A 19,295-nucleotide genomic window follows, 5' to 3' on the forward strand; every position below is an offset into this window, starting at 1 on the left:
AAACGACCATCGTGTGTGTCTCCCGTGCAACACAAAGAAATACGAAATATATAAAAAATTGATAGCCTGAACGGGTCATTGATAATATTGCACCCAGTTTGGCCTAATACAGCTACCCATTACTGGTTGCTTATATAAGGAGGTTTAATCATGAAGGTCGGGAGTAAGATTTCCACGGCGCTTGCGGGCGCCGCCCTGGTGTTCGCCGCCAATGCCCACGCCTACTATGACGATCTCGACGTCATTCCGAGCGGCGAGAACACCCACAACCTGCTGTTCCCGGGAGCGTTCACCGATTACCTGCGCTTCTCGGTCGGCGAATCCTCCATCTCCCTGCTCGATGCTTCCGGGCAAGTGGTCGGCAGCGTCAACGACATGCCGAACTCGGTCAATCTCGCCGGCATGGTGCTGTTGTCGGTGAACATCGACGACCTCGCGGTCGATCTCTATTCGGCCAGCGCGAGCACCTGCTCCTACGCCAACCAGAACTGCACGGGTACCTTGGTCGCCAGTCTGGGTAGCGGGGACAACATCAGCTTCACCACCCCCGCGCTCGACCCGGGTTACTACTTCTTCAAGGTGACCGGCAACACCACCGGGATCGCGGGCCAGTATTCCTATTCCGTCGCCGCGGTGCCGGAACCCGGCGAGTTGGCCATGATGCTGTCCGGCCTCGGCCTGCTCGGCTTCATGGTGCATCGGCGTACCACGACACAACAAGGACAACCGCGCGCCTGACCGTTCGCCCGTCCTGCTCAACGCTTTACCAACTGTAATTTACCGAGGAGTCAAAACATGAATTTTCGTAACGTGTTGTTCGGTGCCCTGCTGGGCGCCGGTGTGATGTCGGCGGGTACCGCCATGGCCACCACCTACGATGTCGACGAGACCCAGATGCTCGCCGATGTCTGGTCCATGGACGTCAGCGGCCTGAACGGTGCCTTCAGCGATTCTTTCGTCTTCGACCTGACCGATCCGACCATGATCGACGTGAGCGCCTTGAGCCTGACCACCAAGTCCTCGCGCGTGAACAACTTCGCCGTGTCCCTGGACGGTGTCGACCAGACCGTGACCGTCGACGGCAGCTGGGCCTACGTCTTGGATACCGACACCCTGGCGGCGGGTACCCACACCCTGACCGTGACCGGCCAAGGCAACAAGGCGAACGGTGGCAGCTACAGCGTCTACCTGTCCGCCGCCCCGGTTCCGGAACCCGGCGAATGGGCCCTGATGCTGTCCGGCCTCGGCATGCTCGGTTACATGGCCCGGCGTCGTAATAAAAGCGCCGTGTGAGTGCTATAGATTCGAGGGCGAGGGTGCAATCCCCTCGCTTTTTTTTGCTCACTCGAAACGCAACCGGATCAATCCAATGCCTCTGATGCCCATCGTCTCCCGTCCCCACTGGGCCGGAATGTTGCTCGCCGCCTGCCTTGCCGCTGCGCTCCTGTCCGGGTGCGGTGACAAGAAGGATGGGAAGACGGCCAGCCAGGTACTGGCCAAGGTGAACGGCGACGAAATTTCCGTGCACCAGCTCAATCACGTGCTGGCCCGCCAGCCCAAGCTCGCCAATGCGCCCGAGGCCGTGCGCAAGCAGGTGCTCGACAAGCTCATCGACCGCCAACTGGCCTACCAGCAGGCGATGAAGGACGAACTCGATCGTACGCCCGAGGTGATGATGGCGATCGAGGAGGCGAAATACGACATCATCGCCGGCGCCTATCTGCGCAAGCTCTCCGCCGGCCAGGCCGCCCCGAGTCGGGAAGAGGCCGAGAAGTACTTCAACGATCATCCGGACCTGTTCGCCAAGCGCAAGATCTATCGCCTGCGCGAACTGGCCCTGCCGAACGGCCTGCCGCAGGCTGCCGACGTCAAGACGGCGGTGGCCCAGGGGCAATCGCTGGACGCGATCGCCGCCAGCCTGAAGGCCCAGAACGTCCCCTTCCAGGCTCGGATCGCCGTGCAGGCGGCCGAGCAACTGCCCATCGACGCGCTGGCGAGACTCGGCGCGGCGGGCAATGGCCAAATGGTCATGTACGAAGGGCCGCAGACCCTTTCGCTCTACCAGGTGCTGGAATCGCAGGCCCGCCCGGTCGATCTGACCGCCGCGTTGCCGAAGATCAACGAGTATCTCGCCGCCCAGCAGGCCGCCAAGGCCGCGAGCGCGGAGATGAAGCGCTTGCGCGAGACGGCCAAGATCGAATACGTCGGCGAGCTCGGCCAGCCGGCCGAGGCGGCGGCACCCGCGCCGGCAGCCAGTCCCGCACCCGCACCCGCCCCGGCTACGCCGGACAGCGCCCTGTCCCATGACGAGGCGGCGAAGGGCGTGGCCGGATTGAAGTGAGGCGATGCCGGCCGCCGGTCGCGGAACGGATTGCAATAAAAAGGATATGCACATGCGCTTGTTGGTGATGTCTTTCGCCGTACTGCTCCTGACCTGGTTGGCCGGGCCGGCGCGCGCCGCCGAGGCGGCGCCCGAATACGCGCTGGCCTCGGGCGACACGATCAAGATCACGGTGTTCCAGAACCCCGACCTGACCCTGGAGACGCGGGTGTCGGAGAACGGTGCGATCACCTACCCGTTGCTCGGTGAGGTCAAGCTGGGTGGGCTGACGATGGCGGGTGCGGAACGACGGCTCGCCGACGGCCTGGAACGCGGCGGCTTCCTCAAGCAGCCTCAGGTCAACATCGAACTCCTGCAGGTGCGCGGCAACCAGGTCTCCGTGCTCGGCCTCGTCAACCGGCCCGGGCGCTACCCGCTCGACGCCGCCAACATCCGGTTGAGCGAGGCCCTGGCCATGGCGGGCGGCGTCGCGCCGGGCGGTGCCGACACGGTCGTCCTGAGCGGGGTCCGGCAGGGCAAGCCCTACCGCGTCCAAGCGGACATCGCGGCGATGTTCCTGGACGACCAGCGTAGCGCGGATGTCTACGTGGCCGGCGGGGATACCCTCTACGTCCACCGCGCCCCGGTCTTCTACATCTACGGCGAGGTCCAGCGCCCGGGCGTCTATCGCCTGGAACGGGGCATGACCGTCATGCAAGGCCTGGCTCAGGGCGGCGGCCCCACGCTGCGGGGCAGCGAGAAGTCGCTCAAGGTGGTGCGCCGGTACGGCGACGCCAAGGCCGAGGAGATCGCGCCCGCCAAGTCCGACGCCCTCAAGGCGGACGACGTGATCTACGTGCCCGAGAGTCTGTTCTGACCAACAGGAATGATCGAATGAACTTCGCGACCTTTATTGCCATCCTGCGCGCCCGCCTGTGGCTCATGCTCGGGGTGCTCGGGGTGACCGTGGCCACCGCGGTGGCGGTCAGCCTGATCCTGCCGCCGACCTACAAGGCGACCAGCACCATCGTCGTGGACGCCAAGAGCAAGGACCCGGTGACCGGGGCGATGATCCCCGTGCAACTGCTGTCCGGCTACGTCGCGACCCAGGTCGACATCATCACCAGCCACAACGTGGCGGTGAAGGTGGTCAACCACCTGAAGCTGGCCGACATCCCGCAGGTCAAGGCAGATTTCCAGACGGCCACGGAAGGCAAGGGCAACATCCGTGACTGGCTGGCCGACAAGCTGGTCGAGAACCTGTCGGTCGACCCGTCGCGGGAATCCAGTGCCGTGGGAATCAGCTTCAAGGGCGCCGACCCGAAGTTCGCAGCCGTCGTCGCCAACGCTTTCGCAAGCGCCTACATCGATACCAACCTGGAATTGCGGACCGAGCCCGCCCGCCAGGTCAGCGCCTGGTACGAGAACCAGCTCAAGCAACTGCGCGGCAATCTGGAACAGGCACAGACCGCGTTGTCCAATTACCAGCGCGAGCACGGCCTGGTGGCTTCGGACGAACGCCTGGACGTCGAGACCTCACGGCTGGGCGAACTGTCCAGCCAGCTGGTGGCGGCCCAGTCGAGCAGCATCGACGCGGCGTCGCGCCAGAGCGGCGACGGCGCCGATGTCATGAACAGCGGCGTGGTGCAGCAACTGCGTACCGACCTCGCCCGGCGCGAGGCCGAGCTGGCCCAGCTGGCGCAGAACCTCGGTCAGAATCATCCGCAATACCTCCGCTCCAAGGCCGAGGTCGACACGCTGCGTGCCAAGCTGGAAGCCGAAAAGACCGCCGCGACCCGGGTCGTCACGACCACGGCCAGCGCGGCGCGTCAGCGCGAGGCCAACCTGCGCGGGGCGGTGGCCGGGCAGAAGGCGCGGGTGCTGGCGCTCAAGCAGCAGCGCGACGAGGTCTCGGTGCTCGTGCGCGACGTCCAGAACGCGCAACAGATCTACGACGCCGCGCTGCAGCGCTACAGCCAGAGCCAGCTCGAGGCGCAGACCACCCAGACCGATATCGCCGTCCTGAACCCGGCCATCGCGCCGATCAAGCCCGACAGTCCCAAGCTGCTGCTCAACGTCGTGCTCGCCGTGTTCCTGGGCGGCATGCTGGCCGTCGGCGTGGCATTCCTGATGGAGATGCTCGACCGCCGGGTCCGGGCGCCGGAGGACATCGTCGATTTGCTCGGCGTCCCCGTCCTCGGCGTGCTGTCCGCGAAGCCGGGCGGCTGGTTCAAGAGCCGAGCCGCCGCCTTAACCTGAGAGCGCCACCATGAATGCACCCATGACCCCGATCCAGTCCGGCAATATCGGCGCCGCGTTGTTCGACAGCGGCAAGATCAACGCCGAACAACTCGACAGCATCCTGCAATACCAGAAGGAGCATCAGGTCCGTTTCGGCGAGGCGGCGGTCGCGCTGCGCTTCGTATCGGAAGGCGACATCGCCCAGGTCCTTGCCAAGCAGTTCGACTATCCGTATCTCAGCCAGGGCGAAAGCCGGCTCAGTACGGAGCTGGTCGCGGCCTACCAGCCGTTCTCGAACACGGTGGAAAACCTCAGGGCGTTGCGCAACCAGCTGATGCTGCGTTGGCTGGACCGGCAGGAGGGCACCAACACGCTGGCCATCGTCAGCGCCGGCCGCGGCGAGGGGCGCAGCTGGCTGGCCGCCAATCTGGCCATCGTGTTCTCGCAGCTGGGCGAGCACACCCTGCTGGTCGACGCCGACCTGCGCAACCCGCGCCAGCATCGCCTGTTCGGGTTGGACAACCGCGACGGCCTGTCGCAACTTCTGGCCGAGCGGGCGACCTCGAGTTCGCTCAGCCAGGTGGCCAATTTCCGCGACCTGACGGTCCTGACGGCCGGCCCGACGCCGCCCAATCCGCAGGAGCTGATCTGCTGTTCGACCTTCATATCGCTGGTCAACGAATGGCAACAGCAATATGACGTGGTCCTGATCGATACGCCGGCCATGAGCCAGTCCGTCGACGCCCAGTCGATCGCCGGGCGCGCCCGCGGCGCCTTGCTCGTCGCCCGCAAGGACACCACGCCGCTCGCCTCCCTGGCCCTGGTCCAGGAGATGCTGACGACCGCCGACGCGAGCATCGTCGGCGCCGTGGTCAACGAATTCTGACCGGCCACGGTACGTTGACGCATGACGGCCTCGATGACCTCCCGAGTTGCCGGGGCGCCGCCGGCCTGGCTGGCCTGGCTGCCGGTCCTGCTGGGATTGGCGGTCCTTTACCTGCCCACCTGGTGGGACCTGGCTCATGGCCTCTGGCTGGCCGATGAGCAGGCCCACGGGCCGCTCATCCTGCTGGTTTCGCTCTACCTGGCTTGGCAGCAGCGCGCTGCCTTCGCGGCGGATTCCGACGTCCCCAGCCCCGCTGCGGCCGGGCACACCCGGCCCGTTCTAGGCTGGGGCGTGCTGCTTTTCGGCCTGTTGGCGTACGCCCTGGGTCGCTCCCAGGAAATACTGCTGTTCGAGGTCGGGTCCCAGATCCCCGTCCTGTTCGGGGTACTGCTCATCACCCTGGGCGGACCGGCGGTGCGCAGGCTTTGGTTCCCGGTCCTGTTCCTGGCCTTCATGGTGCCGTTGCCCGGCTTCGTCGTCGACGGCCTGACCGGCCCGCTCAAGCAGTTCGTCTCGGCGGCCGCGTCGAACATCCTCCATGGGGTCGGCTACCCGGTCGCCCGGTCGGGCGTGATCCTGACCATCGGCGCGTACCAGCTCCTGGTGGCCGATGCCTGTTCCGGATTGCACTCCATCTTCAGCCTGTCCGCCCTGGGCCTGCTCTACATGCACCTGATGCGGCATACCGGCGTGCTGCGCAACGCCCTGTTGCTGGCGAGCATCGTGCCCATTGCGGTGGCCGCCAACGTGGTCCGGGTGATCCTGCTGATCCTGATCACCTACCACTTCGGTGACGCGGCGGGACAAGGTTTTGCACATGACTTCACGGGAATGGTTCTTTTCATGGTTGGACTTTTGGCGATGATGGGCTTCGATGTCCTGCTCGGCGCGGTGGCATTCCGTAACCGGCCCCGGAGCGAGTCCGGGTCGACTCGGTAGAGGCGTAGGCGAACGGCATGGATGCACTGATCCCTCCCTACGGCGACGAACTGACCGAATTGCTCGTCGAGCCCGGACGAGCGGCGGAAATCCGCCAGCAAACCCTGGCCATGGCCTCGCTGGACCTGACCTGGACCCAGATTTGCCAGCTCGAACTGATGCTCAACGGGGCGCTCTCGCCGCTGCGGGGCTACCTGGGCCGGGCCGATTTCGAAAGCGTACTCACCACCCTGACGCTGACGGACGGGCGTCCGTGGCCCATGCCCATCACGCTGGCCGTGAGCGAAAAGGCGGCGCAGGCGCTCAAACCCGGCCAGACCGTCGCGCTACGGGACGGCGAGGGCTTCATGCCCGCCATCCTGCACGTCAGCGAGACCTGGCCAGCCGATCCCGATGGCGAGTCCGCGATGGCGGCAGGCGCGGGCGTGCCGCTCAGCCAACCCCTGGCCCAGCCGGGGCAGCACTACGTCGCCGGCCGTGTCGAGGGTGTCGCCCTGCCGCCGCGGCACGATTTCCCCTCGGTGCGCCACACTCCGCGCGAGCTGCGTGAACAGTTCGTGCGCCGGGGCTGGCGCCGGGTGCTCGCCAGCCAACCCGGCCGGCCCATGCACCGGCCCCAGCTCGAATTCATGCAGCAGGCGGCCGCCCGCCACGAGGCGAACCTGTTGCTGCAGCCCACCGCCGGCTCGGATCCGGTGCTCGAATCCAGTCACGTCACCCTGGTCCGCGCCTGTCAGGCCGTGCTGCCGCGTCTGCCGTCGGCCACCACCCTGTTTGCCCTGAGCCCCATGATCCCGCTGCCCGCGGGCCCGCGGGAGACGTTGCTGCGTGCCATCACCGCCCGCAACTATGGCTGTTCCCACCTCATCGTCGGGGGCGAGACCCTGGAAACGGGGACCCGCCGGCGCGGCCAGGACTACGCGTCCGGGCCCCGCCACGAAGCACACGACGAGCCCGCACAGAACGGGCAGCAAACGCAGAACACCGCCTTCCAGGCCTGCCTGGAGGCGGTGTCGGTCACATTGATCCCATTCCCACGCATGGTCTACGTCGAGGACCGCGACGAGTACCTCCCCCAGGAGGAGGCGCCGCCCTACAGCCGCAAACAGGTCATGGGCGGCCAGGAACTCAACCGCCGGATGATGCTGGGCTTGAAGATCCCCGACTGGTTCACCTACCCGGAAGTCGTCGAAGAACTGCGCCGCTCCTATCCGCCGCGCCGCCAGCAAGGGTTCACCGTGTTCTTCACCGGCCTCTCTGGTGCCGGAAAGTCGACGTTGGCCAAAGCTCTCGCCGTCAAGCTGATGGAAATGGGCGGCCGCCGCGTCACCCTGTTGGACGGCGACATCGTCCGCAAGAACCTGTCCTCCGAGCTTGGATTCTCCAGGGAGCACCGGGACATCAACATCCGCCGGATCGGCTTCGTCGCCAGCGAGATCACCAAGCATGGGGCATCGCCATCTGTGCCCCCATCGCACCCTATGCCAAGACCCGCGCGGCGGTGCGGGAGATGATCGAGGGCTGGGGCGGCTTCCTGGAGATTCATGTCTCCACGCCGATCGAGGTCTGCGAGGGACGGGACCGGAAAGGTTTGTACGCGAAGGCCCGATCCGGCCTGATTCCCGAATTCACCGGGGTTTCCGACCCCTACGAGATCCCGGAGCAGCCGGAACTGGCGATCGATACGTCCCGGTACACCGTGGATGAGGCGGTTCAGAGCGTCATCCTGAAGCTGGAACATGAAGGATATTTGCGGTGATGAAGCGCAGTCTGCATTACCTCTACGTTTGCTTGACTATGCTGGCGGCGGCTGGGCTCGCCAACGCCCTCAAGCCGACAGAGATGCTTGCCGACCAAGGTCCCAAGGTTGACCTAGAAACCATGATTCCCAGGCAATTCGGGGACTGGAAAATGGAGCAAGACATCGGCCAACTGATGGTTAACCCGGAAGTGCAGGCCAAGGTAGACAGAATTTATAGTCAGACGCTGTCCCGAACTTACATTAACGGCAATGGCGAACGCGTCATGCTGGCTATCGCGTATGGCGGCAACCAGAGCGATTCCATGGCGGTGCATAAACCAGAGGTCTGCTATCCCGCGCAGGGGTTTCAACTGCTAAATAACAGGGAGGATGCCTTCTCGACGGGGCAAGGCGATATCCCGATCAAGCGGCTTGTAGCCAAGCAGGGTGGACGCATAGAGCCAATTACCTACTGGACTACAATGGGCGATATGGCCGTGATGAGCAGTAGCGTCAAATGGAAGTTGGAACAAATAAAATACGGTCTTACCGGAAAAATTCCGGATGGTTTGCTATTCCGAATTTCAAGTCTCCAGTCGGATGAAGGCGCTGCTTACCGGTTGCAGGATCATTTTGCACATTCGTTGCTCGGTGCACTAACCCCAGAGGGTAGGCGCCATATCATTGGCATGATTGGTCAAGGTGTATGAAAGGGACATTAATTGGCATTGCGACACAGAAATGCGCTTCGTCGTGCCTTTATGATATTCTGGCTGAGCAGCAAGAAGCTATTGTTTGTGAGAAAAATAAACAGTATATACTTTGCAATAAATATTGGCGTGGGTATGAACTGAATGAAGCCGAATTCTCCGGGAAAGCCGGAGTTACCTTCGCAATGGGAGCTGGGTGGCAATGAATGCCCACGTTGCCCACTCACGCACTAGAGCAGCTTGGATAAACACGGCCTCAGTCTTACTGTTCAGTCTCCCTGTTGCATTATTTCTTGGGCTAGTATCCTCTACGAGTGACCTACTTATCGCAGGGGTATTCGGTGGAGCAATGGCTGCAGTTGCAGTTGCATTCTTTCCGCGTTTGCTACTGTGGTCCGCCATCATCGGAAGCCTGGTAATCGCTGGTAGCGTCCGTCTCTATTTCCCGGCCTTTCAGTCCATGAGTTGGCTGATTGCTGGCGCGGCCTCTCTCCTTCTTCTGTATGTGGTTGCAGAAGGGTTTAAAAAAGCTGCCGTATATCAACGCACCAGTACTCCAGGCATTATTCTGTTAGCGTGCGTTTTTATCCTGCTAGCCGTTTTTACAACCCTTTTTAACCATGGAGCACTAGGGACGACTATATCTGGCATAAAAGGCTATTTTCAGATATGGCCGCTTCTTTTTGTGATGGCACTCGTCCGATGGGACGAGGCAACCATGCGGGCCTTCCCCAAGGCGATGTTCTGGATCGCGCTAATACAAATCCCATTTGTCTTGCAGCAATACCTTGTTCTCGTCCCTGAGCGAACTGGAATGGGATTCGGCATTGTGCCAGTCGATATAGTCTCTGGCACATTCGGCGGTGACAGGCGTGGTGGTGGCGCGAACGCCACCTTGGCGTTATTCATGGTGACGGTATGGGCAGGGATATTGGCCCGCTGGAAACTCAATTTAATGTCGAACTGGGGTATGTTCCTGGCCAGTCTCCTGCTGCTTTTTCCACTGTTCGTCAACGAAACCAAGGTTGCGGTGATCTACCTTGCAATGGTGTTTCTAGCGCTCTACTGGGAAGACCTTGCAAAACGCCCCCATGTTTTCTTGATCGGCGTTGTTTCTACGGCGTTGATGATTTTTGCACTGCTCACCTCATACGTGGCTATCCACGCCAATGAACGTGGCATCACCATGGAAACCTACATACAGGGGTCCATCGACGAGAACTTCGGGGATTTGCGTAACCGGTGGTCAACGTACCTCAACCGTTACTCCGTCTATGGCTTTTGGGCACAGCACCACGGCTTGCAAGACCCTAGCCATACCCTGATAGGTCACGGACTAGCGCAGTCTAAGGAGGCAACTGGCGGTGCCATTCCCATCAAGAGTCTTGCCACTGATCATTATGCGCACATGGGGATTGGATTGACCGCCGTTCCGGCAATGCTATGGGACGTTGGATTGATTGGCACATGCATTATTCTAGCCATGTTCTGGTGGGGGTGGCGGACTGCCAGCCTTGTCGCACGCCATTACTATTCAGACGGAAACATGTACGCCTTATTCAGGGCCATCCAGGCCATGATTCCCGTATTTGCGCTGAGTTTGGCCCACAAGAATTTCTTTGTATTCGACTTGCCATACCAGACTCTGGTCATTGGTACGCTGGGCTACATTGCCTACTGGCAACGCCGAATGAATGAAGACTTGAACCTTAGGGAGATTACGGCCAAGCCATCCAACGATGGACAGCCGTAGCCAGCATCGCATGACCGAGCAATACAAATATCGATATTTTTATTTCAAGAACGGAGACGTCGCCGCACAGGTTGAGCGGGTTTTAGCCCTCAACGGGAAAAAACCAACTGGTGGCCCTGACGCATTCATCGCCGATTTTCTGGAGAAGGGCCAAGTCAGCGCAGTCACGGTCGCCGCATTTTTGGATCAGGACCAGACTGTCGAACATGGCACGATGCGCGCACGAACCTACTGCAACGTTGGCTTATGGCATCGGCTGAAAACTTTAATTCGATATCCGAAGGAGATTCTGGCGGCAAAGCCGGAGCGCATCCTATGTGGTCGCCAAGGGTATGCACTGGCCATTTGCTTGATTGCTGGAAAGGTTCTGCACGCCCCTGTGGTTTTTTCTGCCCACAATCGGTTGAGCGGTCAGGCCGCAGGTATCAAGGGACGTATCCGCAATGGCTTGGACGCTTGGTTGATCCGGCGCTGTGATGCTGCCATTTGCCATGGTCCATACCTAGCCCAGGAACTGGCCGATATTGGTCTGCCGCCGGATCGCATCACCGTATTTGATTCAGGTTGCGCCGACTTGTGCCCCGACGGCGGATTTCAGGATGTTCAGCCACCCTTGCCGCCACGCATTCTGTTTCTCGGGAGGATGGTGAGGGAAAAAGGAATTTTTGATTTACTTGAGGCTTTCCATTGCCTCATCAAGGATGGAATGACTGCTCAACTGGTCTACGCAGGTGATGGAACTGATCGACTCATATTGGCCAAGAAAGTGCAGGAGTTCGGCCTCCAAGCCCATGTCCAACTGTTGGGACCAATCCCTCATGGTGATATTGGTGCCCTCATCCAGTCGGCTTGGGCCATGGTTACTCCTACCCGCAGCGAATTTCCGGAGGGACGCTGTATGTCTGCCATGGAAGCTTTGGCCATTGGGACTCCGGTCATCGCACCAAACGACGGACCATTCCCTTATCTCATTAATAGTGGTGTAAACGGAATCCTGTACAAGCAGAACTCGTTGCCTGAGCTAACCAAAGCATTGGCGGCCATCATCAGCACCAATGAATTGAGAACGGAGTTGTCCGTGAACTGCTGGGAAAGTCGATATTTTCTTCTGCGGCCGGAAAAGACATTTGGGGAAGCGGTAATGAGTGCACTCAATAGATCGACGCTTAGAGAAGATATTGTAACTACCTTACGGAATTAGCGAATGCGCAAAGAACATGTCATGACTACTCTCTCAAGTGATTGGGTAGCCAGATTTCATAGATACAAGGAAAAATCCGCAGTTTTGGCGGCAGACGCTACTCGTAGCATTGAATGGCATATCGGGGGCGGCAAGAGGTATTTTAATCGGTACTTTGACGAACTTGTGTCTGCGCACAAATGGTGTTTTATCGTCGGCTGCAACAATTCCGGAACAAGTATCCTGCAACGAGTCCTAGAAAATACTGGCCAAGTGTCTACTTTGCCGATGGAAGGTCAAATGTATACACGGATATTTCGGCGCGCCAGAAAGAGAGGACACGAGAGGGTGTGGTCTGAGTATCTAGATGATCTTGTTGTTCGTCGAGATGCCTCAAAAGAGCGCGCTCGGCGGCTTCTTTTTGACTGGATGCGCGACCTTCAGTTGCCAATTGCTCCGGTAATAGTGGAAAAGACACCTGCTAACGTCGCAAGAATGAGGTGGATTGACAGCAACTTTCCAACTGCGCATTTCATTGGCCTCGTGAGGGACGGATATGCCGTATGTGAGGGCATAAAAAGAAAGGGGCGCCAGCCGATAGCACATGCAGCCAAACATTGGGCAATGGTGAATGAAATTATGCTAGAGGAGTCTTGTCACGTAAGGAACTACTTGAGAGTTAGCTATGAGGACATCACGGATGATCCTGAACAAGTATCGACTAGAATCGCTGAATTCCTGAATCTAGACAAACGAAAGATATCAGAATCATTTCGTCATAAATATCAGATACATAACATGGCGGACGGTAGGGAGTCGGCGGTGGTAAACTATAATTCTGAAAGCATAAAAAGGCTTAGCCAAGACGAGATAAATCTGGTTGAGAAAATTGCGGCAGAAACGCTTAATAAACTTGGCTACGCGAAGCCCGTAAGATAATTAGCTTATGGCCGTCTAGCCATGGGGATGTCATGGCCTTTTTTGGATCAAACAGGTTCAAAATAAATGTCTGAAAAAGCCTGCTATGTAGGCGGCAGTTCGGAGATCTGTTTAAATGAATATATACCATCTACGTTTTCTAACTGCTGCCGTGTCGTTTGTGTTGGTACAAGGGTGCGCTGCCGACTCGCTGCCAACCGACCAGCTGATTGAGGTGCAGGCGAGTACGGATGCAGTCATCAACGTCTTTCCAACGATTTTACGGAGGTTGCCGGATCATTTTCTGGGCTTGAACTTTGAGTCGCAAATCTTCGAGTCAGATGCGCTTGAGGCTGGAAGTTCGCAACTTAAGCCTGGTCTCCTTAGGCAGTACCAAGTATTGCCTGGGTTGGTCTACCGCTACCCTGGCGGCCTCATGGCCAACCATTTCAATTGGGAATGGGCCATGGGGCCTGCCATTTACCGCACGCCGCAAAAACTGGCCGACTGGGCCGCCCCCGTGCCGGCGCGATTCGGGGCAGAGGAATACTTGTCTTTTCTGAACGACGTGAACGGCCGGTTTTGGTACACCTTAAACCTGAATGGCTGGAGCACCACCAGCATGGATGCGGAGTTACCCTCCGCGACGGTGGCGGCAAGCAATGGGCGCTTGGCAGCATTCATTCGGGACCAAGCGCCGTCGGGTCCCCGCTATTACCAGTTGGGGAATGAACTGGATCGAAACGAATATGAGTGGCCGACAAGCAAGTACATCGAGCGCGCCAGTGACACCATCGCGGCAATGAGCCAAGCCGACCCAGATGCCAAGTTTGTCGCGTTCCTCCGGGATTTCAACCTGACGTACCAGAAATCCAGTGGCAAAAGCCCTTACAAGACCTTTAACCAAGCTGTGCTGGATGCACTGCCGATGGTGAATGACCTGTCCTTTCAATACTACTACGATGATCTGCGCAGTGAGCTGCTCCTCCGGAGTTCCATCCCCTGGCGGTTGAAGATGTTCCAGGCAGCCATTCGGGATGCCACTGCCGCGCGCCAAGGGCGCGCGCCGAACGTGTGGATTACGGAGCACGGCCGTTCGCGTAACCCGGATATCACGGGCCGTTTGGCGAACACATTCACGTCCGGCTTGGCTGGAGCTCTGTCGGCGGCGGATTTCTGGATTGCCACGGCCCAGATGCCCGCCATTCAGGGTGCATTCTTGTATTCCGTGGGGCAGTGGAGCATCTTCAACAACGCTGGCTCTGGTGTGCAACCATTGCCGATGTATTGGGTGCTGCGGCTATTGAACGATAACCGCCTGCCTAACGTTCTTGCGACTCAGACGAACAGTCCTAATGAAAGCGGCTACATCGGCGGATATGACGTGCGGGCCGTGGCATTGGCCGATGACACATTCGCCAACTTGGGGCTATGGGTGGTCAATCGGGCGGCCCAGCCCCATGAGATCAACGTAGAGTTGCCGGTTTTTGGAGGCCAAAAGGTTTCCGTTCGGCACGATTTTATTGCTGGCCGAGTGGGCGTTGCAGCTGATCAGGATCGTCAGACGCCGGGGGTATTTTTTCGCCAGCCGGCTAGGACCGTGACCGTAGGGGCTGATGGGGTGCTGGTCGTCGGGGTTCCGGCCAATTCGGTTTCCTGCTTCCGCATTTCATTGGCGAACTGACTTGCAGCACCACTATGGCATAGAGGCGGTTCGCTCCAGCCTCGTTCACTTTCTGACGGGCAAAGCACTAACCGCCCTGCTATCCGCTGGGGCTTTGCTCCTAGTGGCTAGAACGCTGCCAGTGGCAGCCTTTGCCGCCTACTCGGTGTTTCAGGCGGTTGTTCTGATCATCGGGCTGGTTTCCAGCTTTGGTGTGGGCCAGACGATGTTCCGGTATGTGCCCGAACTCAGGGCGACAAACAACAACTTGCCCATGTACCGGCTGATATTTGCCGGCACCAGCACTCAGATGCTGGTCATCGCCGCTGCCCTGACGTTGGCGTGGGGTACTCGGGAGTGGTGGGCACCTTCGTTCCAGTTGGTGAGTTGGCTGCCCTGGCTATTGTTGTATCTGCCGGTAGGCTGGTTGCGGCTGACGAATATGTTCATCTTCCGCACGATGGAATCGCTGCTCTGGCAGAAAGCGACGCAGTACAGCTTGGCTGCCGGGGCTTTTCTCAGGTTCAGCACGTCGGGGCTGCTGCTGCTACAGGGTGCACTCACGCTGCAGACCGTGATCTTGACGGAGATCGTTAGCGAGAGCGTGGTATTTCTATTCTTGTTGAGTGGATTTTACCGACGCTGGAAAGCGGACCCTTATAGGGCCGATGGGTACGATGGTTGGTTTGATGAAAACCGCCCAAGAATTCGCCGCTATGCGGTATGGGGTTATCTGCAAGCATTGGCAAACATGTTGTACGGGGGGGCAGCCAATCGGGTAGCAGCCAGTGCCATGTTACCCCCCGGTCTGGTGGGGGTCTTTGGCTTTGTGGATAGCCTCATGGATTATGGCCAGCGTTATCTGCCTACCCGCATGTTGAACGGAATGATTCAGCCAATGTTCTTTGCGCGTTACGCCGCCAGCGGTAACTTTGAGGAAATCGCGCGTCTTGCCAACATGACCTTCCGCGCGAGCCTAGTGGCGCTGGGCTTCCCCAGTGTGATTCTCCTCGTCGGCGGCGTGGTACTTCTGGATTGGGCGACAGCTGGTAAATATGGCGAGGCTGCCCCCATCTTGATTGGCCTTCTGTTCGTGCTTAGCTTGGAAAGCTTACGTTCACAACTGGAGATCATAGTACGTGCTATCGAGCGTAACGAGATCTTCCTAGTCAGCAATCTCACCCTTTCGAGTTCCCTGCCTGTGGCATTGATTCTGCTTCCCCATATTGGCTTATGGGGGTTCGTGGTGGGCGGGATGGCTGGCAACGTCTTCTCGATTGCCGTAGTGCTGATGTGGTTCCACAGACTGAAGCTGCATTTTAGGTTTGATTGGTTAATGACAGCGCACGCGCTGCTGTTGGCCGCAGGCTCAGGAGTGCTGGGTTGCTGGGCCGCGTCACACCTTTCTGTCTGGCTGGGCTGCGGTGCGGGCTTGCTGGCTTATGGGTTTTTGCTCCTGATCTGGCCGCCTATCAAAACAGACGAACGCGCCTTATTGTTGCAACTCATGAAGCGCAGACCAGCATGATTAGGCGCCTCGTGAACCCTATTCGGCGACCAGATAACGCCTTAGTCCAAGGGCACAACGTTATTATCGGCCTTTGCCTAGCCGTTTCCGCAAGTGTTGTTCACTGCGACGCCCAGCGGATGACGTATCCAATCACCCTCAAAGCTGGACATCTCGTAACCATTTAACTTGTTTATATAGAGCAATTCCATGCGTAGAGTCGGTCAGGTTGCCCCACACGTCAGCATCATTATAAAAGCGCTTAACGAAGAGGATCATATTGAAAAGGCCATTGAATCGGCTATCGCGGCAATCTCCGATTTCTCTGGTGAAGTGATCCTCGCGGACAGTTGTTCTACGGATCGAACAATAGAATTGGCAAGTCGATATCCAATTACTATCGTGCAATTAGGCAATTGCGCTGAAAAGTGTTGTGGTATTGGCCCACAACTTGGCTATCACGTGGCTAAAGGCGAGTATATTTACATTCTCGATGGGGATATGGAGCTATACCCAAAATTCTTACAACATGCCATCGCATTGATGCATCATGATCCAACAGTTGGGGCGGTCGCTGGTCTAGAGGAAATCATCGGAGGGCAAGGGTACGAACTTGAAATTAGAAAGAAGCAAACTGTCGGCCGAATGTACCCAGGCCTACAAAGCTGGCTGGACTGTGGGGGGCTTTATAGGCGATCTGCTCTGAATGCACTCGGTTACTTCACCAATCGAAACCTCCACAGTTTCGAGGAAATGGACCTTGGTTTACGTCTTACGTCTGCAGGCTGGCGTTTGCAGCGACTCAATGAACCCGCTTTTAAGCACCATGTACATAACGACGACAGTTTCCGGTTGATGAAGCGAAGGTGGATCAGTCGATATGTGGATGGTGCCGGTGAACTGTTGCATGCCGCAGTGGGAAAGCCGTACCTTCTCACAGTTTTGTGGCGACATAAGATGTACGCGGCTTTTAGCGTCTATTGGCTGCTGTTCGCAGGCACGCTTTTTGTTCTCCCAATTAGTCCATTTCCCACCGCGTTGTTAAGTGTTGCATTGGTGGCGTTCACTGTGGTCCAAATCATTCGGAAGGGTAGCATCAGCAACGGAATTTTTAGTGTTTTAAACCTGCAGGTCTACACCGCAGGCTGGATTAGGGGGCTTGTTCGAAAACAAGTCAATCCCGAATATCCAGTTGACTATATTGTCCTCCAGAATTCTCCAGAAGATGGCGCCAATAATATGCTGCCGTCTGTAAGCACGAAGATATAAATTGTATCATTTTTTTGGTGCTTTTTTGTGATTCGAATTAAAAGGCAGAAAAATGCGTAGATTTGTTGGTATTGGCGCACAGAAATGCGCGTCTTCATGGCTTTACGATATTCTTGCCGACCATCCCGCGGTTTCGGTTAGTACCGTCAAGGAGGTTAATTTTTTTTCCTACCACTACGAAAACGGATACAAGTGGTATGGCCGCCAGTTCAACAGCAAACCGAAAGCATCTTTGGTCGGCGAAATATCGCCGTCCTATTTTAATGAGTGTTCAGTGCCAGCCAGGGTAAAACTGCTTGACGCATCAACGCTTATTCTGGTGTCGTTAAGAGACCCCGTTGAACGCGCTTTGTCCCAGCATAGGCACATGGTAAGAATTGGGCGCATCGATCCCCGCAATGCCAGCTTTGAGGATGCTCTTAGAGACAATCCGAGCTATCTGGAACAGGGTATGTATGCTCGACATATGGCCCGCTGGTATGAGAACTTTCCTAAGCAGCAGATTAAAGTAGTCCTAATGCAAGACATAAAAATGGACCCAGATGGTGTTGCGGGTGATGTTTATTCCTATCTCGATATCGACCCAAACCATACTTCTTCCAGCCTGCATCAAAAATCTAATGAAAGCTATGCCGTCAAGTACAGAACGTTTGGAAATACGGTTGAGACCATTCGGAGCGCGGCAAGAAGCGTTGGCCTTGGCGCTGTTTGGAGCCTAGCGGGAAATGTCGGCTTACAAAAAATCTATCGAAAGATAAATAGAATTCCAAGTAACGACATCATTCCGCCTGTGTTGCCAGAGACTATCGCCTATCTGAAGAATATGTATCGCCAAGATACGCTTCGTCTTCAAGATATGGTTGAACGTGACCTCTGTTGTTGGTTGTAGAGTGCCCTTAGAGTTGCCTCATCATATTCTCATGCCCATGATGATTTATTTAAAGATGGCGATGGTAGTCGCGTGAAAATATTGCAAGCAAACAAATTCTTCTTTCCTAACGGAGGGTCGGAGACCGTCATGTTCCAGGAACGGGAATTCCTTCTCGGCCTAGGCAATGAAACCGTCGATTTTTCCATGGAGGATCCGCGGAACCTGGATAGTCCCTATAAGGCATCTTTCGTACGCACCCAGGATTACCGTAGCCGGCAGGGTAAGCTTACGAAGGTGATGTCCGCGGTTCAGTTCATTCATTCTAGAGAGGCGGCCAATAAGATGGCTAGCTTGGTGCGCAAGACCCGGCCGGACATCGTGCATTGCCATAACATCTATCACCAACTTACGCCCTCGATCATCGGTGCGGCTAAGTTGTTTGGAATCCCGGTAGTGCTGACGCTGCATGACTATAAGCTTGTGTGCCCGACGTATAACCGATTGCGGGGCGGGCAGCCCTGCTCGGCTTGTTTGACGGGGAACTTCCGGGAGGCGTTGGTCCATCGCTGTGCGTCGGGCTCGTTTGGGAAGAGTGCTCTGCTCTACGTCGAAGCCACAGTCCAACGGTGGATGGGCAACTACGAAAAGGTTGATGCGTACATTGCGCCAAGCCGCTTCATGTCTGAGGCCATCGCGCACAGGGTGCCTAAAGAACGCATCCATTTGCTGTACAACGGGGTGGGTACCGATCTGGTACAGGGGAGTGGAGCCGATGACGGATATGCGCTCTATCTTGGACGCCTGAGCTCGGAGAAGGGAGTTGGCAGCCTGCTCGTGGCCCACGAGTCTTCGGGCGGGGCGTGGCCGCTGGTGGTGGCGGGGACGGGACCCTTGGAAGCCGATCTCAGATCGCAATACAAGAAAGCTAAATTTATTGGCCACGTAACGGGGGACGAACTCCGCGATGTGATCGACAGGGCCGCTGTCATCGTCGTGCCGTCGGAGTGGTACGAGAACTGTCCGATGTCAGTGCTCGAAGCCATGGCTTACGGTAAACCCGTGGTGGGCAGCCGGATCGGGGGCATCCCCGAATTGGTCGCCGATGGAGAGACCGGGTTGCTGTTCGAACCCGGAAACAAGGATGACCTGGCCGCGGCGATGGCCAGGTTGATGGGTGCGCCGGAACTCAGGAGACAACTGGGTCAGGCAGCGAGGAAGAGGGTTGAGGAGGAGTTTTCATTGGCCAAGCACAACGCCGGCTTGATGAATGTCTACAAATCTGTCCTGGGAGGTTGAA

Annotated in this window: 16 protein-coding genes and 1 pseudogene; all 17 read left to right on the top strand. The window is 57.9% G+C overall.

The window, feature by feature from the left end:
• Window positions 1–150 precede the first annotated feature (150 nt).
• Window positions 151–738 carry an FxDxF family PEP-CTERM protein gene (locus EZJ19_RS03155; protein WP_131444845.1) on the top strand — a complete coding sequence of 196 codons (588 nt, stop codon included), beginning with the start codon at window positions 151–153 and terminating at the stop codon, window positions 736–738.
• A gap of 57 nt (window positions 739–795) precedes the next feature.
• A complete protein-coding gene (locus EZJ19_RS03160; RefSeq protein ID WP_131444846.1) occupies window positions 796–1,293 on the top strand; it encodes an FxDxF family PEP-CTERM protein in 498 nt (165 codons plus the stop codon).
• A gap of 76 nt (window positions 1,294–1,369) precedes the next feature.
• The gene (locus EZJ19_RS03165; protein ID WP_131444847.1) at window positions 1,370–2,341 is read left to right on the top strand and encodes an EpsD family peptidyl-prolyl cis-trans isomerase; all 972 of its coding nucleotides are present in this window, start codon (window positions 1,370–1,372) and stop codon (window positions 2,339–2,341) included.
• Window positions 2,342–2,393: 52 nt separating this feature from the next.
• Complete coding sequence (epsE, locus tag EZJ19_RS03170) at window positions 2,394–3,197, top strand: polysaccharide export protein EpsE (protein ID WP_206199302.1); 804 nt, start codon at window positions 2,394–2,396, stop codon at window positions 3,195–3,197.
• A gap of 17 nt (window positions 3,198–3,214) precedes the next feature.
• Window positions 3,215–4,579, top strand: a complete 1,365-nt coding sequence (gene epsF, locus EZJ19_RS03175; RefSeq protein WP_131444849.1) for a chain length determinant protein EpsF — start codon at window positions 3,215–3,217, stop codon at window positions 4,577–4,579.
• 10 nt (window positions 4,580–4,589) lie between these two features.
• Window positions 4,590–5,447: a chain length determinant protein tyrosine kinase EpsG gene (epsG, locus tag EZJ19_RS03180; RefSeq protein WP_131444850.1), complete on the top strand. Its 858-nt coding sequence runs from the start codon at window positions 4,590–4,592 to the stop codon at window positions 5,445–5,447.
• Window positions 5,448–5,480: 33 nt separating this feature from the next.
• Window positions 5,481–6,386, top strand: coding sequence for an exosortase B (gene xrtB, locus EZJ19_RS03185; protein ID WP_240754630.1), 906 nt, complete (start codon window positions 5,481–5,483; stop codon window positions 6,384–6,386).
• Window positions 6,387–6,403: 17 nt separating this feature from the next.
• A pseudogene (locus EZJ19_RS03190) lies at window positions 6,404–8,145 on the top strand (bifunctional sulfate adenylyltransferase/adenylylsulfate kinase).
• Complete coding sequence (gene epsI / locus EZJ19_RS03195) at window positions 8,145–8,837, top strand: exosortase-associated protein EpsI, B-type (protein ID WP_131444852.1); 693 nt, start codon at window positions 8,145–8,147, stop codon at window positions 8,835–8,837. The pseudogene EZJ19_RS03190 and the gene epsI overlap by 1 nt, the downstream one beginning before the upstream one ends.
• Before the next feature lie 349 nt (window positions 8,838–9,186).
• The gene (locus tag EZJ19_RS03200) at window positions 9,187–10,590 is read left to right on the top strand and encodes a hypothetical protein (RefSeq protein WP_165873437.1); all 1,404 of its coding nucleotides are present in this window, start codon (window positions 9,187–9,189) and stop codon (window positions 10,588–10,590) included.
• Window positions 10,591–10,600: 10 nt separating this feature from the next.
• Entirely contained in the window at window positions 10,601–11,791 is a 1,191-nt protein-coding gene (locus EZJ19_RS03205; protein ID WP_165873438.1) for a glycosyltransferase family 4 protein, read from the top strand.
• A 3-nt stretch (window positions 11,792–11,794) separates the two neighbouring features.
• Complete coding sequence (locus EZJ19_RS03210) at window positions 11,795–12,709, top strand: sulfotransferase family protein (protein ID WP_131444855.1); 915 nt, start codon at window positions 11,795–11,797, stop codon at window positions 12,707–12,709.
• Between the two features lie 115 nt (window positions 12,710–12,824).
• A complete protein-coding gene (locus tag EZJ19_RS03215; protein ID WP_131444856.1) occupies window positions 12,825–14,372 on the top strand; it encodes a hypothetical protein in 1,548 nt (515 codons plus the stop codon).
• Window positions 14,373–14,493: 121 nt separating this feature from the next.
• Complete coding sequence (locus EZJ19_RS03220; RefSeq protein ID WP_165873439.1) at window positions 14,494–15,879, top strand: lipopolysaccharide biosynthesis protein; 1,386 nt, start codon at window positions 14,494–14,496, stop codon at window positions 15,877–15,879.
• 189 nt (window positions 15,880–16,068) lie between these two features.
• Window positions 16,069–17,127 carry a glycosyltransferase family 2 protein gene (locus tag EZJ19_RS03225; protein WP_131444858.1) on the top strand — a complete coding sequence of 353 codons (1,059 nt, stop codon included), beginning with the start codon at window positions 16,069–16,071 and terminating at the stop codon, window positions 17,125–17,127.
• Window positions 17,128–17,179: 52 nt separating this feature from the next.
• The gene (locus EZJ19_RS03230; RefSeq protein WP_131444859.1) at window positions 17,180–18,016 is read left to right on the top strand and encodes a sulfotransferase domain-containing protein; all 837 of its coding nucleotides are present in this window, start codon (window positions 17,180–17,182) and stop codon (window positions 18,014–18,016) included.
• A 72-nt stretch (window positions 18,017–18,088) separates the two neighbouring features.
• Window positions 18,089–19,294, top strand: coding sequence for a glycosyltransferase family 4 protein (locus EZJ19_RS03235; protein ID WP_131444860.1), 1,206 nt, complete (start codon window positions 18,089–18,091; stop codon window positions 19,292–19,294).
• The last annotated feature ends 1 nt before the right edge of the window (window position 19,295 follow it).

It is taken from the genome of Parasulfuritortus cantonensis (assembly GCF_004337445.1).
GTDB classification, from domain to species: Bacteria; Pseudomonadota; Gammaproteobacteria; order Burkholderiales; family Thiobacillaceae; genus Parasulfuritortus; species Parasulfuritortus cantonensis.